18 protein-coding genes and 1 pseudogene are annotated in these 18609 nt (G+C 35.5%); 7 read left to right on the top strand and 12 right to left on the bottom strand.

Translation table 11 applies throughout. From position 1 onward, the window contains the following. From ABZC96_RS02405 to ABZC96_RS02380, 6 genes and pseudogenes are all read right to left on the bottom strand, one after another. Positions 1 to 230, bottom strand: a pseudogene (locus ABZC96_RS02405) (alpha/beta hydrolase); the annotation flags it as partial. A 16-nt stretch (positions 231 to 246) separates the two neighbouring features. Then, a complete protein-coding gene (locus ABZC96_RS02400) occupies positions 247 to 1923 on the bottom strand; it encodes an AAA family ATPase (protein WP_373028824.1) in 1677 nt (558 codons plus the stop codon). Then, positions 1898 to 3145: a tRNA (N(6)-L-threonylcarbamoyladenosine(37)-C(2))-methylthiotransferase MtaB gene (gene mtaB / locus ABZC96_RS02395; RefSeq protein WP_373028823.1), complete on the bottom strand. Its 1248-nt coding sequence runs from the start codon at positions 3143 to 3145 to the stop codon at positions 1898 to 1900. The genes ABZC96_RS02400 and mtaB overlap by 26 nt, the downstream gene beginning before the upstream one ends. Before the next feature lie 2 nt (positions 3146 to 3147). After that, positions 3148 to 4812: a mechanosensitive ion channel domain-containing protein gene (locus ABZC96_RS02390; protein WP_373028822.1), complete on the bottom strand. Its 1665-nt coding sequence runs from the start codon at positions 4810 to 4812 to the stop codon at positions 3148 to 3150. Further along, positions 4812 to 5864 carry a 3-dehydroquinate synthase gene (aroB, locus tag ABZC96_RS02385; RefSeq protein WP_373028821.1) on the bottom strand — a complete coding sequence of 351 codons (1053 nt, stop codon included), beginning with the start codon at positions 5862 to 5864 and terminating at the stop codon, positions 4812 to 4814. The genes ABZC96_RS02390 and aroB overlap by 1 nt, the downstream gene beginning before the upstream one ends. 95 nt (positions 5865 to 5959) lie before the next feature. Continuing rightward, complete coding sequence (locus ABZC96_RS02380) at positions 5960 to 7405, bottom strand: COG3400 family protein (RefSeq protein ID WP_373028820.1); 1446 nt, start codon at positions 7403 to 7405, stop codon at positions 5960 to 5962. A 145-nt stretch (positions 7406 to 7550) separates the two neighbouring features. Here ABZC96_RS02380 and tgt point away from each other — a divergent pair, with 145 nt between their 5' ends. Next, positions 7551 to 8669: a tRNA guanosine(34) transglycosylase Tgt gene (gene tgt / locus ABZC96_RS02375; protein WP_373028819.1), complete on the top strand. Its 1119-nt coding sequence runs from the start codon at positions 7551 to 7553 to the stop codon at positions 8667 to 8669. 35 nt (positions 8670 to 8704) lie between these two features. Here tgt and ABZC96_RS02370 read toward each other — a convergent pair whose 3' ends face one another. Further along, positions 8705 to 9307, bottom strand: a complete 603-nt coding sequence (locus ABZC96_RS02370) for a hypothetical protein (protein ID WP_373028817.1) — start codon at positions 9305 to 9307, stop codon at positions 8705 to 8707. 168 nt (positions 9308 to 9475) lie between these two features. After that, positions 9476 to 10366 carry a 5'-nucleotidase gene (locus ABZC96_RS02365; protein WP_373028815.1) on the bottom strand — a complete coding sequence of 297 codons (891 nt, stop codon included), beginning with the start codon at positions 10364 to 10366 and terminating at the stop codon, positions 9476 to 9478. A gap of 119 nt (positions 10367 to 10485) precedes the next feature. Between ABZC96_RS02365 and ABZC96_RS02360 the strand changes: the two genes are divergently transcribed. After that, the gene (locus tag ABZC96_RS02360; protein WP_373028814.1) at positions 10486 to 10833 is read left to right on the top strand and encodes a gamma-glutamylcyclotransferase; all 348 of its coding nucleotides are present in this window, start codon (positions 10486 to 10488) and stop codon (positions 10831 to 10833) included. A gap of 13 nt (positions 10834 to 10846) precedes the next feature. Here ABZC96_RS02360 and ABZC96_RS02355 read toward each other — a convergent pair whose 3' ends face one another. After that, complete coding sequence (locus tag ABZC96_RS02355; RefSeq protein ID WP_373028813.1) at positions 10847 to 11080, bottom strand: hypothetical protein; 234 nt, start codon at positions 11078 to 11080, stop codon at positions 10847 to 10849. A 292-nt stretch (positions 11081 to 11372) separates the two neighbouring features. Here ABZC96_RS02355 and ABZC96_RS02350 point away from each other — a divergent pair, with 292 nt between their 5' ends. Continuing rightward, on the top strand, positions 11373 to 11621 hold the full coding sequence (locus tag ABZC96_RS02350) for a hypothetical protein (protein WP_373028812.1): 249 nt from the start codon (positions 11373 to 11375) through the stop codon (positions 11619 to 11621). A gap of 755 nt (positions 11622 to 12376) precedes the next feature. On the opposite strand, the gene ABZC96_RS02345 is transcribed toward ABZC96_RS02350, so the two are convergent. Both ABZC96_RS02345 and truD read right to left on the bottom strand, forming a co-directional pair. After that, entirely contained in the window at positions 12377 to 12745 is a 369-nt protein-coding gene (locus ABZC96_RS02345; protein WP_373028810.1) for a hypothetical protein, read from the bottom strand. Positions 12746 to 12842: 97 nt separating this feature from the next. Beyond that, a complete protein-coding gene (gene truD, locus ABZC96_RS02340) occupies positions 12843 to 13910 on the bottom strand; it encodes a tRNA pseudouridine(13) synthase TruD (RefSeq protein ID WP_373028809.1) in 1068 nt (355 codons plus the stop codon). Positions 13911 to 14127: 217 nt separating this feature from the next. Here truD and ABZC96_RS02335 point away from each other — a divergent pair, with 217 nt between their 5' ends. From ABZC96_RS02335 to ABZC96_RS02320, 4 genes are all read left to right on the top strand, one after another. Continuing rightward, entirely contained in the window at positions 14128 to 14814 is a 687-nt protein-coding gene (locus ABZC96_RS02335) for a hypothetical protein (protein WP_373028808.1), read from the top strand. 187 nt (positions 14815 to 15001) lie between these two features. After that, a complete protein-coding gene (locus tag ABZC96_RS02330) occupies positions 15002 to 15676 on the top strand; it encodes a phosphoglycolate phosphatase (protein ID WP_373028807.1) in 675 nt (224 codons plus the stop codon). Beyond that, on the top strand, positions 15673 to 17127 hold the full coding sequence (locus ABZC96_RS02325) for an FAD-dependent oxidoreductase (RefSeq protein WP_373028806.1): 1455 nt from the start codon (positions 15673 to 15675) through the stop codon (positions 17125 to 17127). Before ABZC96_RS02330 ends, ABZC96_RS02325 begins: the two co-directional genes overlap by 4 nt. Beyond that, a complete protein-coding gene (locus ABZC96_RS02320) occupies positions 17124 to 17735 on the top strand; it encodes a hypothetical protein (RefSeq protein ID WP_373028805.1) in 612 nt (203 codons plus the stop codon). The genes ABZC96_RS02325 and ABZC96_RS02320 overlap by 4 nt, the downstream gene beginning before the upstream one ends. 12 nt (positions 17736 to 17747) lie before the next feature. Here the strand turns inward: ABZC96_RS02320 and ABZC96_RS02315 are convergent. Next, positions 17748 to 18609: thiamine-phosphate kinase (locus ABZC96_RS02315; protein WP_373028804.1), on the bottom strand; the 862-nt coding region annotated here is incomplete at its 5' end.

Here is an 18609-nt window from a genome sequence, read left to right as displayed (position 1 = left end):
CCTGCTTCAAAGTAACGCAGTTGGGTACGGATGAAGCTTGGTTTTTGTGTCTGGAAAAAGGCAGGAGAGAGAAGAATGAGTCTGTCTATACGCTCTTTAGCATGATAGACATACTCAAATGCCTGCTGTGCCCCATAAGAAAAACCGGCAACACAATAGTCACTGTCTACAAGATATGGAGCAAAGAGTTCCTTTTCGTTCTGAAGTGAGAAGCCATTAAAGTATATCATTGAAATGCTCACCTATTTAAAAGATCTTTCGTAAGATCACTCGACACTCTTCAGCTGTGATGTTCTCATGTGCTAAGAGATAGCTCGAAACCTCACTTAGTGCTTTGTCCAGTGTTTTTAAAAGTGTTGTTACTTCTGAGACAGATTCACGTAAAAGGTCTTCTTCTTGTTTTGGGTTTACAATGAAATTTTCACTCATAACATACTCGTAAACCACTTTTCTGATTATCTCTTTTGCCTGAGCAATGTCTGTGCTTGCATTGGTGAATTGTTCATTATAGTGTATCTTCGTAGCGATACTACCGGCAAGATAGACTTTAATGCGTGAGAGAAGTTGACTTTTGGATAGTATTTCATGATCCTGACTGAGCAGTCTGGTATTTACAATACCTATTTTTTCAAATTCAACATCCAGCCATGTAGCTATAACAGCTTTTGCCGCTTGATAAATGGCTTGAATCTCTCTCTCTTCCTCTGTGAATGAGAGTATCTTTCGTTTTCCCAGTAAGACTTTCTCTTTTACCGCTTCAAAGTCAGAAGTTTCAACCACACTGCGCCTTTCTCTCATGGCATAAATAGCAGCTTCATTTGTAAGTGTGTCGAGTGCTGCAGAGTTAAACCCTACGGTCATGCGGGCAACAAGATCTATGTCTACATTATTTGGCTTCTGCGCAAGGTAGAGCTCAAGTGTTTTTGCTCTGTCTTCCAGGTCAGGCAGTGAAATATGTATACGTCTATCGAAACGCCCTGCACGAAGCAGTGCTTCATCCAGCATCTCAATTTTATTGGTAGCACCGATGACTATAACACCTGAACTCTCTTCAAAACCATCCATCTCTGTGAGTAGCTGATTGAGTGTGGCCTCTCTCTCATCATTTCTAAATTCACCGCGGCTTTTACCAACAGCATCTATCTCATCTATAAAGACTATACTTGGTGCCATCTGTTTTGCTTTTTTAAAGAGTTCAGAGACTCTTTTAGCACCCATTCCTACATAAATATGTACAAAAGAGGCACCACTTTGGTAAAAGAAAGGTACATTTGCCTCGCCAGCAACAGCTTTTGATATGAGTGTTTTCCCTACACCTGGAGGTCCTACAAGAAGTACACCTTTGGGTAAACGTATGTCTAAGTCACGATATTTTTGCGGTTCTCTAAGAAAATCAATAATCTCTTCAAGCTCCTCTTTTACATCTTTTATTCCCGCTACATCAGAAAAGGTTACATTGGAAGTAAGTGCCTGTACAGGTTCATTCGCAGGTGTTTCATCTGCTTTAGAGGCTGATCTTATGTGTTTAAGTTGCTGTAGTCTATTTTGTTTCATCAGTTTATATAAAAAACCAAATGCAGCAATGATGATAAGTAATGAAAGCAGATCAAAAAGATAGCTGTTGTCTTTACGTACTTCTACAGGGTATTTGGTAAAAAAAGCTGCTTTATTGACAGCATCTTTATATATCTTATAGGTGATAGTATCTGTTTTTAGGCGTATGAAATCACCATCTATGATGACTTTTTGTATTTTGCCTTCAGTATAAAGTGTATTTGCTTGATCATGTGTAATGAGGGTATCTGTATCTCTAAAGGTTGCAAAAGAAAGCAATATAATTAACACTACAAGCAGCCCCGCAATGATTTTAATGTTTGAGGAATTAAGTGCTAATGAATTAAATTTTGGCTTTATTGCCTTCATTGGTTACCTCCACGTCATTTAGAAAGACCCAGTTTGCGCTTAGGTCTTCATCACTTTTAACAGATACTTTATTGAAGTATTGATCAAATCCATGATAGATACCATCTTTACCACTTTCCAGTAAGACTTCAAGGTTTTGAGTATGCTCACGTCTAAAAGCAAAGTTTTTTGCTTTAATAATATCTGTGAGTTCACGGTGACGATCTTTTGCTATGTTACCTCTTACTTCAGATTTCATCGTTGCAGAAGGAGTGTTGTCCCTCTTGGAATATGAGAAAGCATGAACATGTGTCAGTGGTAAATTTTTGACTCTTGAAATTGCTTCAGCCCACTCTTTATCATCTTCACCTGGGTGTCCAACTATATAGTCAGTTCCCAAAGCATAACCTTGATCTGCTATTTTTCTGAAAAGTTCAAGATCTGTTTTATACTCATTGCGTCTGTTCATTAGTTTGAGCATTTTGTCACTGGTATGCTGTAAGGCAATGTGTAGGTGTTTTGCCATCCATGGTTCTTTAAGTAGTTCCATAAACTCATCGTCTATCTGTATAGGTTCCAGACTTCCTATGCGTATACGTCTTACACCACGTATCATGCTCATTTTCTTCAACAGTTTGGCCATGGATGTGTTGTGGTCGAGACCATAACTTCCGACATTTGTTCCTGTAAGGATAAATTCTCCAAATCCATTTGCTGCAAGCTTAGATATTTGCTCCAGAATGGTCTCTTCTTTATGAGAACGTGCCGCACCACGCACCTGTGGGATGATACAATAAGAACATGCAAAGTCACACCCCTCCTGTATCTTGATAAAAGCCCTGCTTTTACCTACAAACTCTTCAACTATAGTTGAATCAATATGTTCAAGATCACCTATCTGATAAAAAGGTGTTTCATTTTTAAGTACAGCATTGATATTTTCTTTTTCAGAATGACCTATGACACCAAATACTTTTTTATCCTCAAATAAAGACTCACCTTTTGAGTGTGATCCACAGCCTGCAAGTACTACTTTTGCATTTGGGTTTTTACGTTTCATCGAAGCAATGTAATTACGAACAGAAGAGTCCGCACCATTTGTGACAGTACATGAGTTTACTACGATGTAGTCAGAGTTTAGTTCATTATCTGTTAGTTCATAGTCTTTAAGCTTTGACATCATTACTTGCGTATCAAACTGATTGGTACGACATCCAAAGGTTTTAAAATAGACTTTTTGCATAATCAAATCCATGTTTTTGGATCTATATCATCCAATTCAATTTCAGGTTTAGGTACATTTTGATCCACGTATATAGATTGTGTAGGAAAAGCAAGTTGAATCTTCTCTTCTTCTTGAATACGTGAGATTATCTCAATCGAAATAGTACTTCTAAGTGTCATAGTTGCAAACGAGTTAGTAAGATACCATGCTGATATTTTTAAGCCATAAGGTTCAATATGTACAAAGATACGAGGCTCAACATTTGTGTTTCTCATACCGTATTTACTTCTAAGTTTGTTGAGCTGCTTTCTTGTGATCTCTGTATACCCTTTTGAGTATTTTTTTGTGATCTCTTTAGCAATTTGTGTAGCTTTATGGGCATCAGAATCAAAAGTAATGACAAAATCTATTCCATCCCATACTGTTTTTAGTCCAGAGTGAGAGTAGTTCGCGATCATATCAGTAAATATGTAGTTGTTTGGGATGAAGATCATACGCCCTGCTCTTCTGTTTGTCATGTAGGACGTTAGATTGATATCTTCATGCATTGTTATACGAAGCATTGAGATATCGACGATATCTCCTACATACTCTACACCTTCTCGTACAAATCGTACTCTATCACCAACATGTATAGAACCTCCAATTACAATTGTCGCCCACCCCATAAGAGACATGAACCAGTCTTTCATAGCAATGGCAATACCGGCTGAGGCAAAACCAAGAATCGTGACAAGGTAACTTACATTTTCTATATAGGCAAAGAGTAAGGTTAAAAGTAAAATACTTACAAAAGAGATATTGAGTGCTTTGTTGATAGCATAAAAATTTTCATTGTCTGACATATATTTTTTAACAAAATATTTAATAAAAAATAAAAGGAAAATAAAGAAAAGGATGATCGCTCCGATCGTCACAGTTCTTTCTATCTCTCTTTGAATGTCATTTTTGAGATTGAGCTCGATTTCATCAATTTTTTTACTATGTACATTTTTTGTTGTTTTGAAGATCTCTAGGACAGGAATAAATGTTTTAATTTGATCTACCGTGTCTTTTTGTTCATTAATATAGTCTAAATTTAGTGGATCTAACGTTAAAAGTTTTTTGAGAATGAGCTGTTTTTCCTTAAACTTTTCTACAATAGATTGTAGCGATTCATATCTGTTATTGTACATCTTTATATCAGATTGGAGTTTTTCTCTATAGGAAAGTGCACCGATCACAGCAAAAGGGCTTTCTACTTTAGGTACAGCATCTAGAGCAGGAGGTGTAAGAAACTCTTTAAAAGGGTCTTTTTCATACTCTTTTAAAAGTTGAAGTTTACCAAGAAGTGTGATCATGTTCTCTTGTGCAGCTTGTAACTCTTCCTTTTCTTCATTAGTTCTTTTTGTTATTTTTTCCAAACGCTCAATTTTTGCTTCCAATGTTATCTGTTGTTCTTCGAGTTCTTTGTATGTATGATAGTTACTGTAGATCTTTGACCAGATATTATTTTCAGAAAGTTCTTTATCGAGAGCTTCTTTTTGAATAAGAAGTTGATTTATTTTTTGCCTGTCAAGAGGATTTTGTTCTTCCACTCTTTCCATACTACTATTTATTTCATAGGTTTCTCTAGCATTAGTTGGCTCAGCAAAACTTGCATTAAAAGATAAAAGGGAAAAAGCTATAAATATATTTTTTAACATCATTTTTCTTCTCCAAAGCTGCGAAGTACTTTTTTTACGACACCTTCATCAATGTCAGATACAATTTTAAAATTACCTATACCCTGAGGTAAGATAAACTTGATACTCCCTCTGGCGCTTTTTTTGTCTAAAAAGAAATGTTCATAAAAGTCATCTACATCTTTGATCACATATTCTGTAGGTAGTGAAGATTTTTCTAAAAGAGTTTTAACCTCGTCAGCCTCTTCCTGTGTGAACAACCCAAGCTCTACAGCAAGAGCATTAGCCATCACCATACCTATAGCTACTGCTTCTCCATGTAGGTAGGTAGTGTAGTTGGTTTCATTTTCAACTACGTGTCCAAAGGTATGTCCGTAATTAAGTACAGCACGTATGCCTGCTTCTTTTTCATCTTGATTTACTACCCTTGCTTTAAGCTCTACACTCTTTTTAATCACTTCTTTGAGTGTCTCTGTATCATTAAAATCAGCCTTTTGTAAGAATTCAAAATATGACTTGTCGAACATCACAGCCATTTTGACTATTTCTGCGATACCTGCAGCAAACTCTCTTGAAGGTAATGTTTTCAAAAATGCCGGATCTATGTAAACGGCTTTGGGTTGATAGAAGGCACCTATAAGATTTTTACCATATTTGTTATTGACTCCTGTTTTCCCACCTACACTGGCATCAACTTGGCTAAGTAGTGTTGTAGGTATCTGTATAAAGTCTATACCTCTTTGATAAAGGCTTGCCGTAAACCCTGTCATATCACCTATGACACCACCACCGAAGGCGATAAGTAGAGATTTTCTATCAAGCTTATGTTCAAAACATTCATTCAGGATAGTTTCTACTGTTTCTAAGGTCTTGTACCCTTCTCCATCAGGAATGGTTACTACATTAAGTTTTGTGGCACTTAGGTGAGAAAGAAGTGTTTCTAGATGATACCCCGCAACTGTCGGATTTGTAACCACAACGACATTGGTATCAAAAGTAAGTTGTGGTAGTGCATCAATCGTGATGTCATAAGTAATATTCTGAGTATGTGCTAATTCGATAGGAACGATCATCTAGTAAAACCTTGCGCGTAATTATTGGCTTTATTTTATCTTATTTGTGATTAAGTATCGTTTTAAAGGGTTTTGTACGCAAGCAGAGCCTCAATTTAAGACTCAGTAATTGCGAAAGGAACAAGCAGTTTTGGGTGTCTATTTGTGGTGAGGATAAAGTCTTGTATTTTGTTAGAGATGAGTTTTCTAAGATTGTCTGTATTGAGACGCTTTTCAAAAGGTGCTATTTGGAGTATATCTTCCATATTTGAAAGTTCACGTATAGGGTTTGCTACTTTTTGTTCGATCTTCATTTCCATATTAAAAATATGTGAGAGTGTCTCATAATGTTCTATGATCATTTTTTTACTCTCAAAGTCTCCTTCTGGGTCAAAGTCACCAAGTGTAATTCCTAACCCCAATGTCTCAGAAATATCAAAGGCTGTAGATGAGATAGATTCCATCTTTTCATTTTCACTCATAAGGACTACAGACCTTTTAATGTTATAGAGGAGTTTATCACCAAAAAGGAAAACCAACTTTTTTAAGTCATAGAGTGTTTCTTTAAGATCATCTGCCTCAAATGTCGGGATACTGTTCATAATAAGCCCGATATTAAAATCATGGATATCATTTACTACGAGTGACTTAATATCTTTATTTTCATAAGAGATCGAGATTGTGACCTGTTCTGATTCCAGCGCTTTGAGTTCATCTATCAATTTAAAGTTATTTGGATGAATGATTCTGACAAACAACTCTTTATCTTCTAATTTCTCTATAAGATAAATACTCTCTTTGAGGTAAAGTAATGCATTTTTTTTGTCATGTTTAAAATCTAAAATGAGATAAACATTCTTACCAAATGGTTCAGGGAAAAGACCTATCCTCTTGTTGATAGTCTTGTATACACCATCAAGCACGATTGGTTTTCCTACGATGAGTAAGGTGTCATTTGGACGTATCATAGTGGCATTTGTTGGAAGGATCTGTTTCTCATCTCTGTAGAGAGCAGCGATCTTCCATTGATTTTGAAGTATGGAGCCTATATGTCTATAGGCATAAGCACTTCCAAAAGGTACATGTACTTCCATTATCTCACCTTGTCCAAGTCCAACATTCTGAGCGACTAGAGGTACATTGGGAAGTTGGTCATAAAGATGGGCGGCTATAAGTTGATTACTGTGCACTATAGTGATGTTTTCCTGCTCTTTTCCTATCTCTTCATCATCCCATTGATTTACAAGTACTATACGTATTTTAGTGTTAATAAGAGCAATATTCTTAAGTACATAGCGAGCATCTTCAATATCTTCCATAACGATAAACAGATTAGAGAATTTAGTGGCATCCATGATGTTCTTAAGTTTTGAAAAACTTGTGGGGTCAGCATCAATGACTGTAATGTTCTTACCCATTTTATCTGGTGTTGTATGTGCTTTATAGCATGTCACATAGTATTGATTTTCAGCAACTCTATTTTTACTGACCCATTCTATAAAATGTTTAGCGATGCTACCACTAGCTAAGATAAGTATGTTTTTGATGAAAATCCTTTGCATAGATACACTAAATAAGAAAACCTATTCTGACTATGTGCACCTTAAACTCTTCATAAGTAAGGGGCCAGATGGGCAGTTGCTTTTGTCTTATTTTGTAAAATATAGATATACTTTCGTAATTATTTTTGAGGGATATTATAACACAATGGAATTTCAGATAGATAAAACAGATGGTAAAGCAAGAGCTTGTACTATAAAAACAGCCCATTCAACTATACAAACACCGGTATTTATGCCTGTTGGTACTGTAGGTGCTGTGAAATCACTTGATGCAACAGATCTTGCTACATTCATCAAACCAGAGATTATTTTGGGTAATACCTATCATCTATATATTCGTCCGGGAGATGAAACGATCAAGACCATGGGGAAATTGCATGGGTTTACAAAGTATCCTAAAAGTTTTCTGACAGATAGTGGAGGATTCCAGGCTTTTTCACTCTCAGACAATGTTAAGATTGATGAAGGGGGTATCACTTTTAGAAGTCACCTTGATGGAAGTAAACACTATTTTACCCCTAAAAAAGTCATAGACATTCAACATAATTTGGGTTCAGATATCATGATGATCCTTGATGATCTTGTAGCTCTTCCCGCTACGCAAGAACGTATTAAAGCCAGCATCGAACGTACTACACGGTGGGCACAGGAATCTATAGACTACTTTAGAGCTAAACAAGAAGAAGGTATAGGTGTTGATCAAAATATCTTTGCTATTATCCAAGGTGGTACGGATAATGCTTTTCGTGAAAAGTCAGCCAAAGAATTATGCGCTATGGATTATGATGGTTTTGCTATTGGTGGGCTAAGTGTAGGTGAAGCCAACCAGGATATGTATGATACGGTAGAGTGGACCACACAGTTTATGCCAGAAGAGAAACCTCGTTATCTTATGGGAGTAGGAACACCTGAAGATCTGGTAGAAAATGTTGCACGTGGTGTAGATATGTTTGATTGTGTGATGCCTACTAGAAATGCACGTAATGGTACACTCTTTACAAGTTTTGGAAAAGTAAACATTAAAAAGGCTGAGTACACGACTGATGAAGGCCCTATTGATCCGGAATGCGGCTGTATGGTTTGTCAAACGTACTCACGTGCATATTTACGTCACCTCTTCCGTGCTAGAGAGATAACATATTTTAGATTGGGAACGATTCATAACCTCTATTATTATTTGAACTTGATGACGCAGATGAGAGAGGCTATTTTAGAAGGAAGATTTGAGCAGTTTAAAGCTGAGTTTTATGAGAAGCGAAAGTAAAATATAAAACTCAGCTTATTGTAAAAATGGTTATATTATCTTTTTATAGATAATCTTAAAATCATATTGCCATCTTTATTATTTTCTTCTAGGACTCTTGCATCTAATGAAGGTTTGCCTGTGATGAGTGTACCTTTTAGCGTATTTAATACATGAAAAAAATTTTTATTAAAAGGTGTCATGATCTCTTTGATTTTTTTATGTCTGATCACTTCTATTATGTTTTGAATACAATGCATATAATATATTTTATTAATGGCTCTCTGAATTCTATAATCTTTCATGATTTCAATGTTCTTTATCCATACTTCTTTATCAATGTTTGACAGATGTGCTAAATGTTGTATATATTCTATCTCATGCTGAATCTTCTGTTGATATCTTTCACACTCTTTGGAAACACACTCTTCAATGTCATTTTCATAGTATTTTAAAATCGTATGTAAGTCTTCTTCGTGAAACGGTTTGTTTTCAAAATTATGGATATAAAATGGTTTCTTTTCATAATCATTGTCAATATCCTTAAGAATTTCTAAGGCTGTCATGAGATAAACATATTTATCCTCTTTTGATTTTTTGTAAACGATACCATGATTTGATACCTCTACCCTTGGTCCTACATATTCTACTTTTGACATAAAGTTTACCCTTTGTTAGCTAATTGACTAAATGCATTATAACTACAAATAATTTAATATATTCATAAAAAGTGATAAGATTTTAGTTTATTAATTAATTTTAGTGGATGATTAAGTATTTTATTAGAGAAAGAAAAAATGAATAAATACATGTAATATTAAATACTATCAACGTATATACGGTACCTTTGCAGAAGGAGTCTCTTTGGAAGTGTCTTTTAAATGTGTGTCTTGATCATCGAAAAAGATGTCTGCTCCAAACGCTTTTATTACTTCGTATTTTTGTACGCCGCCTTGGAAAAAGGCTTCATCAACACGAACACCCCAGCCCTCTAATGTTCCCAATACTCTTTCGTGTGTAGAGAAGTTTCTAGCAGTCACAAGAGCTGTGCGAATGGGTGAACCTTCCATAGGAAACTTGTCCTGTATCTCTGATATGGTTTTAAGGAATTTAAAAAATGGTCCTTTACTAAGTGGATTTTGCGCATTTTCACGTTCGTGCTCGATGAACGCTTCCAAACCTTTTTCTTGATAGACTTTTTCACTCTCATCACCAAATATCACAGCATCACCATCAAAAGCGATCTTCACCATGTCACTTTCTGTTGATGTGATAGGTGTATGTGGCAGTATGGTTGCCGCTGCTACACCAGAGTTTACAGCCTCTTCAACATCTGGTGAATGAACAGAAAGAAACAGGTCTACTTTAAAGGCTTCAAGGTATCTGCTTACAGGTGTACCTGCTGTCCATCCAGTACGTTCTATATCTAAGTTGTAATGTTCTATGGATCGTCCAATGCGTAAGCCTGTTGCAGCATTGTTCCGGGAAAGGATGATGACTTCTATGAGTTTATTATCAAATTTTTTATTAATAGCAAGCAGGTTTTGTACAAATCTAAATGCAGATCCTTTAGACAAAGGATCATCTAAATGAGACAGTTGATAATCATAATATGCTTCTAATCCCTCTTTGTCAAAGATGCTGTTTTCTTCTTCTAGGCTGAACAGTGCACGAGAAGAGATCGCTATCACAAGTTTATCTTTAAGATCATAAGCCATAGGTTTCCTTTTGTTGATTGTTGTATTGTAGTCAATTTTACTTTATGCCCTACCATAGAAGAATCTTCCAAATAAAATCTATGCTAGAATTCTTTCACGAAATAGTAAAGGTTAGATAGATGGAATCACTTTTTGTATATGGTACACTCATGCCAAATTGTCCAAATGGTCATGTACTGGAAAATATCACTGGTAAGTTTGTTCCTGCAACAGTACAAGGAAATCTTATAGGTGCGGGGTGGTCAGCCTCCATGGGGTACCCAGGTATAAAACTTGATGCTCATGGGGATACAGTACATGGCTACTTATTTTACTCACGTAATCTAGATGATCACTGGGACTATCTAGATGAGTTTGAGGGAGATGAGTTTGTCCGAACAGAGGTCAGTGTAGAGAGATATGATGAACTTGATGTAGATACATATATTTATGTACTTAAGGAAGATAAAGATCTTTTAGAAGAGTAAAAACATATTTTGACTATGTTGTCATTGGATTGAGAGACAGTATAGTTCCCTCTTCCTGTGATGTGAGAAAAATGGTCGTATCTTTATATACAATAAATCCGCAATCCACAATAGAAAAATAGCGAGCATCTAAATTTTCTTTCTTCGCAAATTCGATATATTCCTGAATAGAACGTAAAGAAAAAATCGGAATACCCTTCTCCATATTTTCTAGGCATCGACTTATTTCTTTATCACATGTGATCATTTTATACCCTCTATTATTACCAACTCAGGGGAAACCTATAGTTGTGATACACAATCAAAATCTTTTATTTATTCATCAAGTATACTGAGCATATATGAAGTAAGTGTGAATTAATAATTGTTTTCTCATGATTTAGATAATAATATGTCAAATTGACATATTATTATCTATTTTTTGCTACTAACACTAGAATGTCACTATGTATAATAAAAAGAAAGAAAGATTATATATCTGTGATCTACTAGATAATCCGGCAGTGCCCTATCCATCATATTATGTTCTAAGTATGTCTATGCATAAAAATGAGATGCTTAAAACGGCTATGATAGCGCTACATAGTTTTGATTTCTCCTATTATGAAACAGCAAAAAATTATGAAGATATTTTTGCCATGTTTCACTCAGGTACATTTCCAATCTATAAAGAAAAATACATCGTAGGTTACTTTGGCAATAAAATGATGTATTTGGAAACTAATGGATGGAAAGGAATGCCTTCTACAGAGGATATTTTTAAGATGGAAAATTGGCTTGTGTGTTAAATATATATAAAAAGCATAAGAAACTTTATAAATAAATGTTACATAAATATTACATAATGATTGGTATTATGTTAATTAATAAATTAAATTTATGGATTAAACAATGAAAAGAACACTAATGTATACTGAGGAAGTACTTAATAAGCGTGGAGTCCTTATACAAGTAATCTACCACTATGATGATGGTACAACATTAAAACGTAAGATTAATGCCACATAATGAAAAAAATACTGTCTGAACTTTTTTGTATAGATAAATGGAACAAATCTGATAAAACTCTTATATTACTTGTGGTAATTACAAATTTAACAGTCATTACTCTTGCTTTGATAATACATGGATAATAAGTAATCCTTTATGTCACCTAAAAAATAAACTTTTTAAACTTATTCTCTATCCACTCATATAATATGTTAAGTTAAATTCTAAGGAAATTTGCATGGAGATAAACTATTTGTTCACTGATTTATGCACAGTATATCGATATATAGAATTTTATACAGAGGATATTTTTAAGATGGTGAACTGACTTGCATGTTAGGTTTAAAAAATAATTTAGACAAATTACAAGTATAATATTCTAATTAAGACAAATTTTATCTTATTTAGTTATAATTTGAACATATCTTAGGTATGGCAGTTTTTTTTATTCTTCCTCCTTTTAGAAAAACATTGTTGTCTCGACTACCAACGAAACAAACCCAATCCCTGTTGTATCTAAGATAATATTTCCTTCAATTTACAATTTCAGTACCTATCTATATCTGTGGCGATTATTATATTGTTCACTATTTTGATAATAGCCATATTGTCCTACACGTGCACGATAACGATGTCCATGATGGTATCTATATCCATGATGGAAGTAATGTCCATTTCTAAATCGCTGACCTTTATAATAATAATATCCATCACGATAATATCCACCATAATAATATCTACCACTGTAATAATAGTATGGATGACCATAATAATGAGGATAACTGTAGACAGAAGCAACGACAATAGCACCAACACCCACTCCGGTAGCAAAAGCACGTTCTTGAGGTGTACATGCATTAAAGATCAAAGCTGATGCAAGTATGCTTATCGCACCTGTAAGCTTAAGATTTTTTCTTACCATTCTAGACTCCTTTTATATTTTAGTTTTATATAATAGAGTAGAAAAGTGTAATAAGTGTGAAATATTTTTTAAAATTTACGAAAAGAGTTTATAAGTGTTAGGCTTGTTGACCTCTTAAAACATCCAGTACATTTGTTGCGTAACATCCTTTAGGTAATGAAAAACTCAATTCATAATGGGCTTTTTCTTCTACATAATTCTTTTGAATATCTGTGACTTGTATCCAGGCATAACGTCTGGCGCCATTTAAATTGATATCCTCAGCAAAAGGTGCTTCGATAAGACCTGCCGTTCCCTCAGCTAACTCTGTCTTTTTCCCGGGAAGTAGTCCTGCAGGTGCGATATCTTTAGCTTCAAATCGTTTGGCTTCTTCTTCTAGGTTCTCTACATTAAATAAACGTCCATAAGGGTAATGCATCATCACATCACCTTCCACAAGTTTAAAGAAGTTTGGCTGAGATTTAGTACCTTTTAGTGAGCCTTCTGGTAAGTTTAATACCTGTTCTGTCTCAGCTTCGGTAAACTTTTCGAGTAGATGATTGAGTTCCATACGTTTAGAGAGCCAGTTGTTAAAGAGGTAACTTTGGTATGCACCCATCAAAAACTCTTTAGTCTTTCTATCACGTATTTTGAGTTTACCCTCTATGAGTTTTTTCCCATCTTCCCAGTTATTACCATCGGTTCCAAAACGTTGGTTTCCAAAATAGTTTGGTACACCGTTGGCCTTTATCCATTTAAGTACAGAGTCCAGTTTGTCTTTTTGCACACCAAGTACTTTTTTCAAACGGATCTTAAAACGATTTCCTTTAAGATGCCCTACACGTATTTTATTGTTATGGCGTACCATATCTAAAATTTTGATCTTATCATGTGTAAATGCTTTGAGTTTCTCTTCATGGATTGCCATCACTGAGATGTACTGTATCGTCATAGCATGTTTGTCTTTAAGTCCAGCGTAACCCATATCACGACGGCGTATCCCCACATGATTGGAAATAACATCAAGCATTTCCCATGTTGTTAACTCTTTTTTACGTACTTTAAGTACAAGATGTTCACCCTCCCCTGTAAACTCATAAAGAGGTATCTCTTCTACGGTAAAATCTCTAGGAGAGGAGTTAAATACAAATTCATTTTTGACGTTTAGAGGGTAGATTAGGTTCATGAGCTTCTTTCAATTTTATATATTGGTATTTTAGCTTAAAGGTTATTAAGTTAGACGTTGCAAATAACGTATCAGAGTATGTAGTATGAAAAGGAAAATATAGCCTTTAATCTTTAACGGGTTATTATTTCTTGTAATAGGGAGACATTTTTTGTATACTCTAACTATGAAAGATAAAGAAATAGAGGGACAATGTATTCCCCTGATGAATAGTTAAATGCAGCCCAGAATACTTGCATTAATAATAACAATACTGCCATTGTTTATTTCAAATGTAGTTTACCTGTTAAGTGCATATCAAGGATTCATTCCTTGGTGCATACCATATATAGATGGATGTACTACTATTAGTAAAGCTGCACGAAGTGGTGATTCAATATTTATATTTCGTGCAACTATGATCGCATACGGCGTCTTACTGATATGGTTCTGGATATATGTTCGACAATGGTTGGATCAACTTTATGGTCACACTACCAACATGGCTCGTATCATTTTATGGCTGGGAATAGTTGGCGCGATTTTTTTTATTATCTATATTGATTTTTTAGGCACCACAGGAGAAGTAAATCGTTTTATGCGCCGATATGGTATTTTGGTCTATTTTATATGTATACCAATTGCTCAAATATTACTGCTAAGACAACATTACAATGTTTTGCAGGAAGGTGTAGTAAAACCGAGGTTTCTACAGTATCAGCTAGTTCTCATAGTTTTGATGTTGGCCATTGGTATTGTACATGGTGTATTGGAGGTTGCACATACAAAAACATATGAAAGCGAAAATATCGTTGAGTGGAATTTAGCACTATTAATGCAACTCTATTTTTTAGGTATGTTTTTTATATGGAAAGACTACAGATACCATTTGAAAAATGATTCGGGTCCAACTCCGGAGGTATAGTTATTCAGGAAACGTAGGAGTTGTTCCACGAAAAATTCAAAGAATACTAAAAACTCAAATCAGTAACACTCTTATGGCATAAAGTTACATATTTTCTGTAGATACAGCATTTTTAGATAAAAAATGTATAATCACCTTGAATGATATAAATAAGTTATGCATTAAAAGTTAGAGCAAGGTTTTAAATTTGAAATTCAATAATAAAAAGGTCATTTTATTTGATCTAGATGGCACTCTTATTAATAGTGGACCAGATCTGGCATTGGCTGTAAACCATATGTTACAGACCTTAAATCGTGAGACCTTCAGTGAAGAGATTATAGACGGTTGGGTAGGAAATGGCGCACAGATGCTAGTACAACGTGCTCTGTCAGGACAAAGGGAGATAGATGAAAATCTTGATGCTGATTTATGTTCTGATGCACTCGATATCTTTTTAGCTTTTTATGCAAAAAACCTATGTGTGGCTACGGTTCCCTACTCGAATGTTCCTGCTACACTTACGTGTTTAAAGGAAATGGATTACCGTTTGGCTATCGTTACCAACAAGCCATTTGCTTTTGTTGAACCTATTTTAGAGAGCTTAACACTCTCTGGACTGTTTGAGCTCATTCTTGGTGGAGACAGTTTAGATAAAAAGAAACCAGATCCTCTGCCCTTGCTGCATGCTTGTGAAAAGATGAATGTCAGTGTAGAAGAGTGTGTGATGGTCGGTGATTCTAAAAATGATATATTGGCTGCAAATACAGCAGGTATGCAAAGTGTTGGTGTGACATATGGGTATAATTATGGTGAAGACATCGGGGTACATAATCCCACAGTTATAATAGATGATTTTTCGGAGTTACTTGAACTACTATGAGTACTATAGATAATAAAGCAAAAATTGCCATCATAGGAGGAGGTGTTGCAGGATCAAGTGCAGCACTTTATTTTGGTCAGCTTGGATTAAATGTGACACTGTTTGAAAAGGATGCAAGCTTAGTGAGTGGGCCTCCTTGGTGTCATTTACATGCAGGAGGAAATCTCTATCGTGAAATTTCAGATGAACAGTGCATTACTCTACTTAAACAATCCATAGATTTTTTACGCTTCTACCCTTTTGTAGTTGACTACAGACCTACTGTAATAGTGTTGCCAATCACTGACAGTTCTTCCCCTGATGCACTACTGCCACGCCTTAAGTTACTTACAGATGAATATAAAGCTCATATCGCTAAAGACCCTAAGAATGAAGTACTTGGAAAACCAGAAAACTATTATCAAATTTATACAAAAGAAGAGATAAAACGATTCAAAGAAAAAGAATTGGTTAAAACACCTAAAACATCTGATGAGTGGATGATCCCAGTAGCGAAGAACATCGATCTGGATAAAGTACAGTTTCCTCTTATCATGGTTCAAGAGTATGGTCTAAACCTCTTTAGACTTGCTGCAGGTGCCCAAATGATCCTTGAAGCGTTAGATTCTGTCATACTGCATACAAACAGCATTGTATATAATGTGCAGCAAAACTTTGAAACAGAAGCTTGGAATATCAGTTATGTCAAGGAAGATGAAAGTCATACAGAATCTTTTGACTATCTCATTAATGCTGCAGGATTTAGGACAGGAAAAATAGATGATCTCTTGGGAGCACCCTGCAAGTCTATGGTAGAATTCAAAGCAGCCTATGTAAGTCACTGGGATGGATGTAAGGGTACACAATTTCCTGAAATTGTCTTTCATGGAGAGCGTGGTACTCCCCAAGGAATGGGACAGTTTACTCCCTACCCTGGAGGATATTTTCAACTGCATGGCATGACCAAAGATATCACACTTTATGAAGATGGTCTGGTTGCAAATTCTCTTGTAAGCTGCCAACCCAGATTGGGTCAAGACTTCATAGACAAGATAGAAAAATCTTGGACACATGAGGAAACTGAAAAGCGTACAAAAGCTGCTATTGAACATCTCTCTCAATACTTACCAGCTTTCAGTAATGCCACGGTAGGAAGCAAACCACTTTTTGGCGCACAGCAAATCCCTGGAGATGACCCAACTTTACGTGTAGCAGAAGTCTCTTTCCCACGTGAACATTATGCCAGATGTGAAATAGTCAAAGTCTCTTCTGTCTTAGATATGATAGATGCAATCACTAAACAATTCGTTGAGTTAGGATACGTAGAGATCAGTAGTATAGGTAAACGTGAATTTACAAATGCTATACAGTTAGATGAAGACACACTAAGAAAAAGAGCAGAATCTGTAGCAGTAAAACGTGACTACCCACGTGCTTTAGCCAACAGAAATATATCGGAGAAAATACTATGAAACTCTTTTTACTTATTCTCCTCACATTAACTACTCTCTTCGCCACTGCAGAACTTGAACATATCACGATAGGCAATCAAGATTTTTCTATTGTAACGGAGTCATATGAGATTTATGACAGTAAAGGTGAAGTGATGAAGCTTTACAAAGAAGAACGTAATAATGACCTTATATTTGTTTTGAGTTTGATTTTAAAAGACAGTACAGGTACGTGTGCAGATAAAAGTATGCAAACAGGAACTTATGAGATCAATGGTACACATATCACTCTTTATAGTTTTTGGGATAGAAAAGGAAAAGCATACGATAGTCCTTATGGGGCTAGGATACAGCGCTATGAAATGCTCCCTGATCATACAGTCGTATTAAAATCAAGTAAAGTCTATATCGAGACTGCTAGAAAGAGTTATGATACAGAAAGTGGGATGAAGTACCTTTTTACCACTCACAACACCAAGAGCGAAATAGAAGCACTTCAAGCGTATGTAAAATCGGTCGAAAGAGAGTATAAAGCGGACTTTGTTTATGACAATGAAGCAAAGAAACTTATGGAAGAAGTGCATGAAGCATTTAGGCGAAAAATGAAAGCTGAATGGAAAGGTAAGTAGTACCTTTCCTACTTATTGAAAGTGATGACTTTTGCACTTGTATCTAGTATTGTTTTTAGCCACTTTTGCATAGACAGTTAAAGGTGTATTTGTCTCTTTGGCTATCTGCATCACTTCAGTATAATGTTCTGGTGCAAAGCTTACCAGCATTTCAAATTCTTCCCCGCTAAGGCCTACTTCATCGATGATTTCATCAAATTCATCAAATCCATATTTATTAATATCTAACATCTTGTTCGTATCACAAAAGAGTCCATCTGAAATGTCCATCCCTGTACGTAAATATGGTCTAGCTTTAGCTACAAAATCTACCCTTAATGTAGGGTTTAAGAAACGTGAATTATCAGCTATGTTTTCACCTCTAAAAAGTGCATCCAAGTCTCGTTTACTCTCACCAAGTACGCCTGTATAAGCTAATAGATCCCCCTCTTTTAATCCTGTACGTAAAAGAGGTGTATCACTTTTCGAAACGATGGTAATTGAAAGGTGCAATTTGTCTCCACCTATTGTGTCACCACCGATGATCTCACAACCATACTCTTTAGCTGTGTTTTCCATACTAAGGGTTAGTTCATCTATCTCTGTCTCTGTCATATCTTTAGGTATCGAGACTGTAACAAGAGCATATTGTGGCTGTGCATTCATCGCAATGGCATCAGAGATGTTGATAAGCATTGCCTTTCGTCCTATCTGTGCGATGCTCATCCACTCACGTTTATAATGGGTATCTTCAAAGAAGGCATCCATACTGTAGAGAGTGTCTCCTATCACTGCGGCATCATCACCAATATGCTTGGAACTTAGTTTGTTTATGAGGTATTGTTCTTTATCTATATTATTCATTGGTAAAATTGTAACATACTTAAATCGTTTT

It is taken from the genome of Sulfurovum sp. (assembly GCF_041551015.1).
Classification (GTDB): domain Bacteria; phylum Campylobacterota; class Campylobacteria; order Campylobacterales; family Sulfurovaceae; genus Sulfurovum.
Note: the sequence above shows the minus strand (reverse complement) of the source record. Positions and strands in the feature narration are given on the sequence as shown.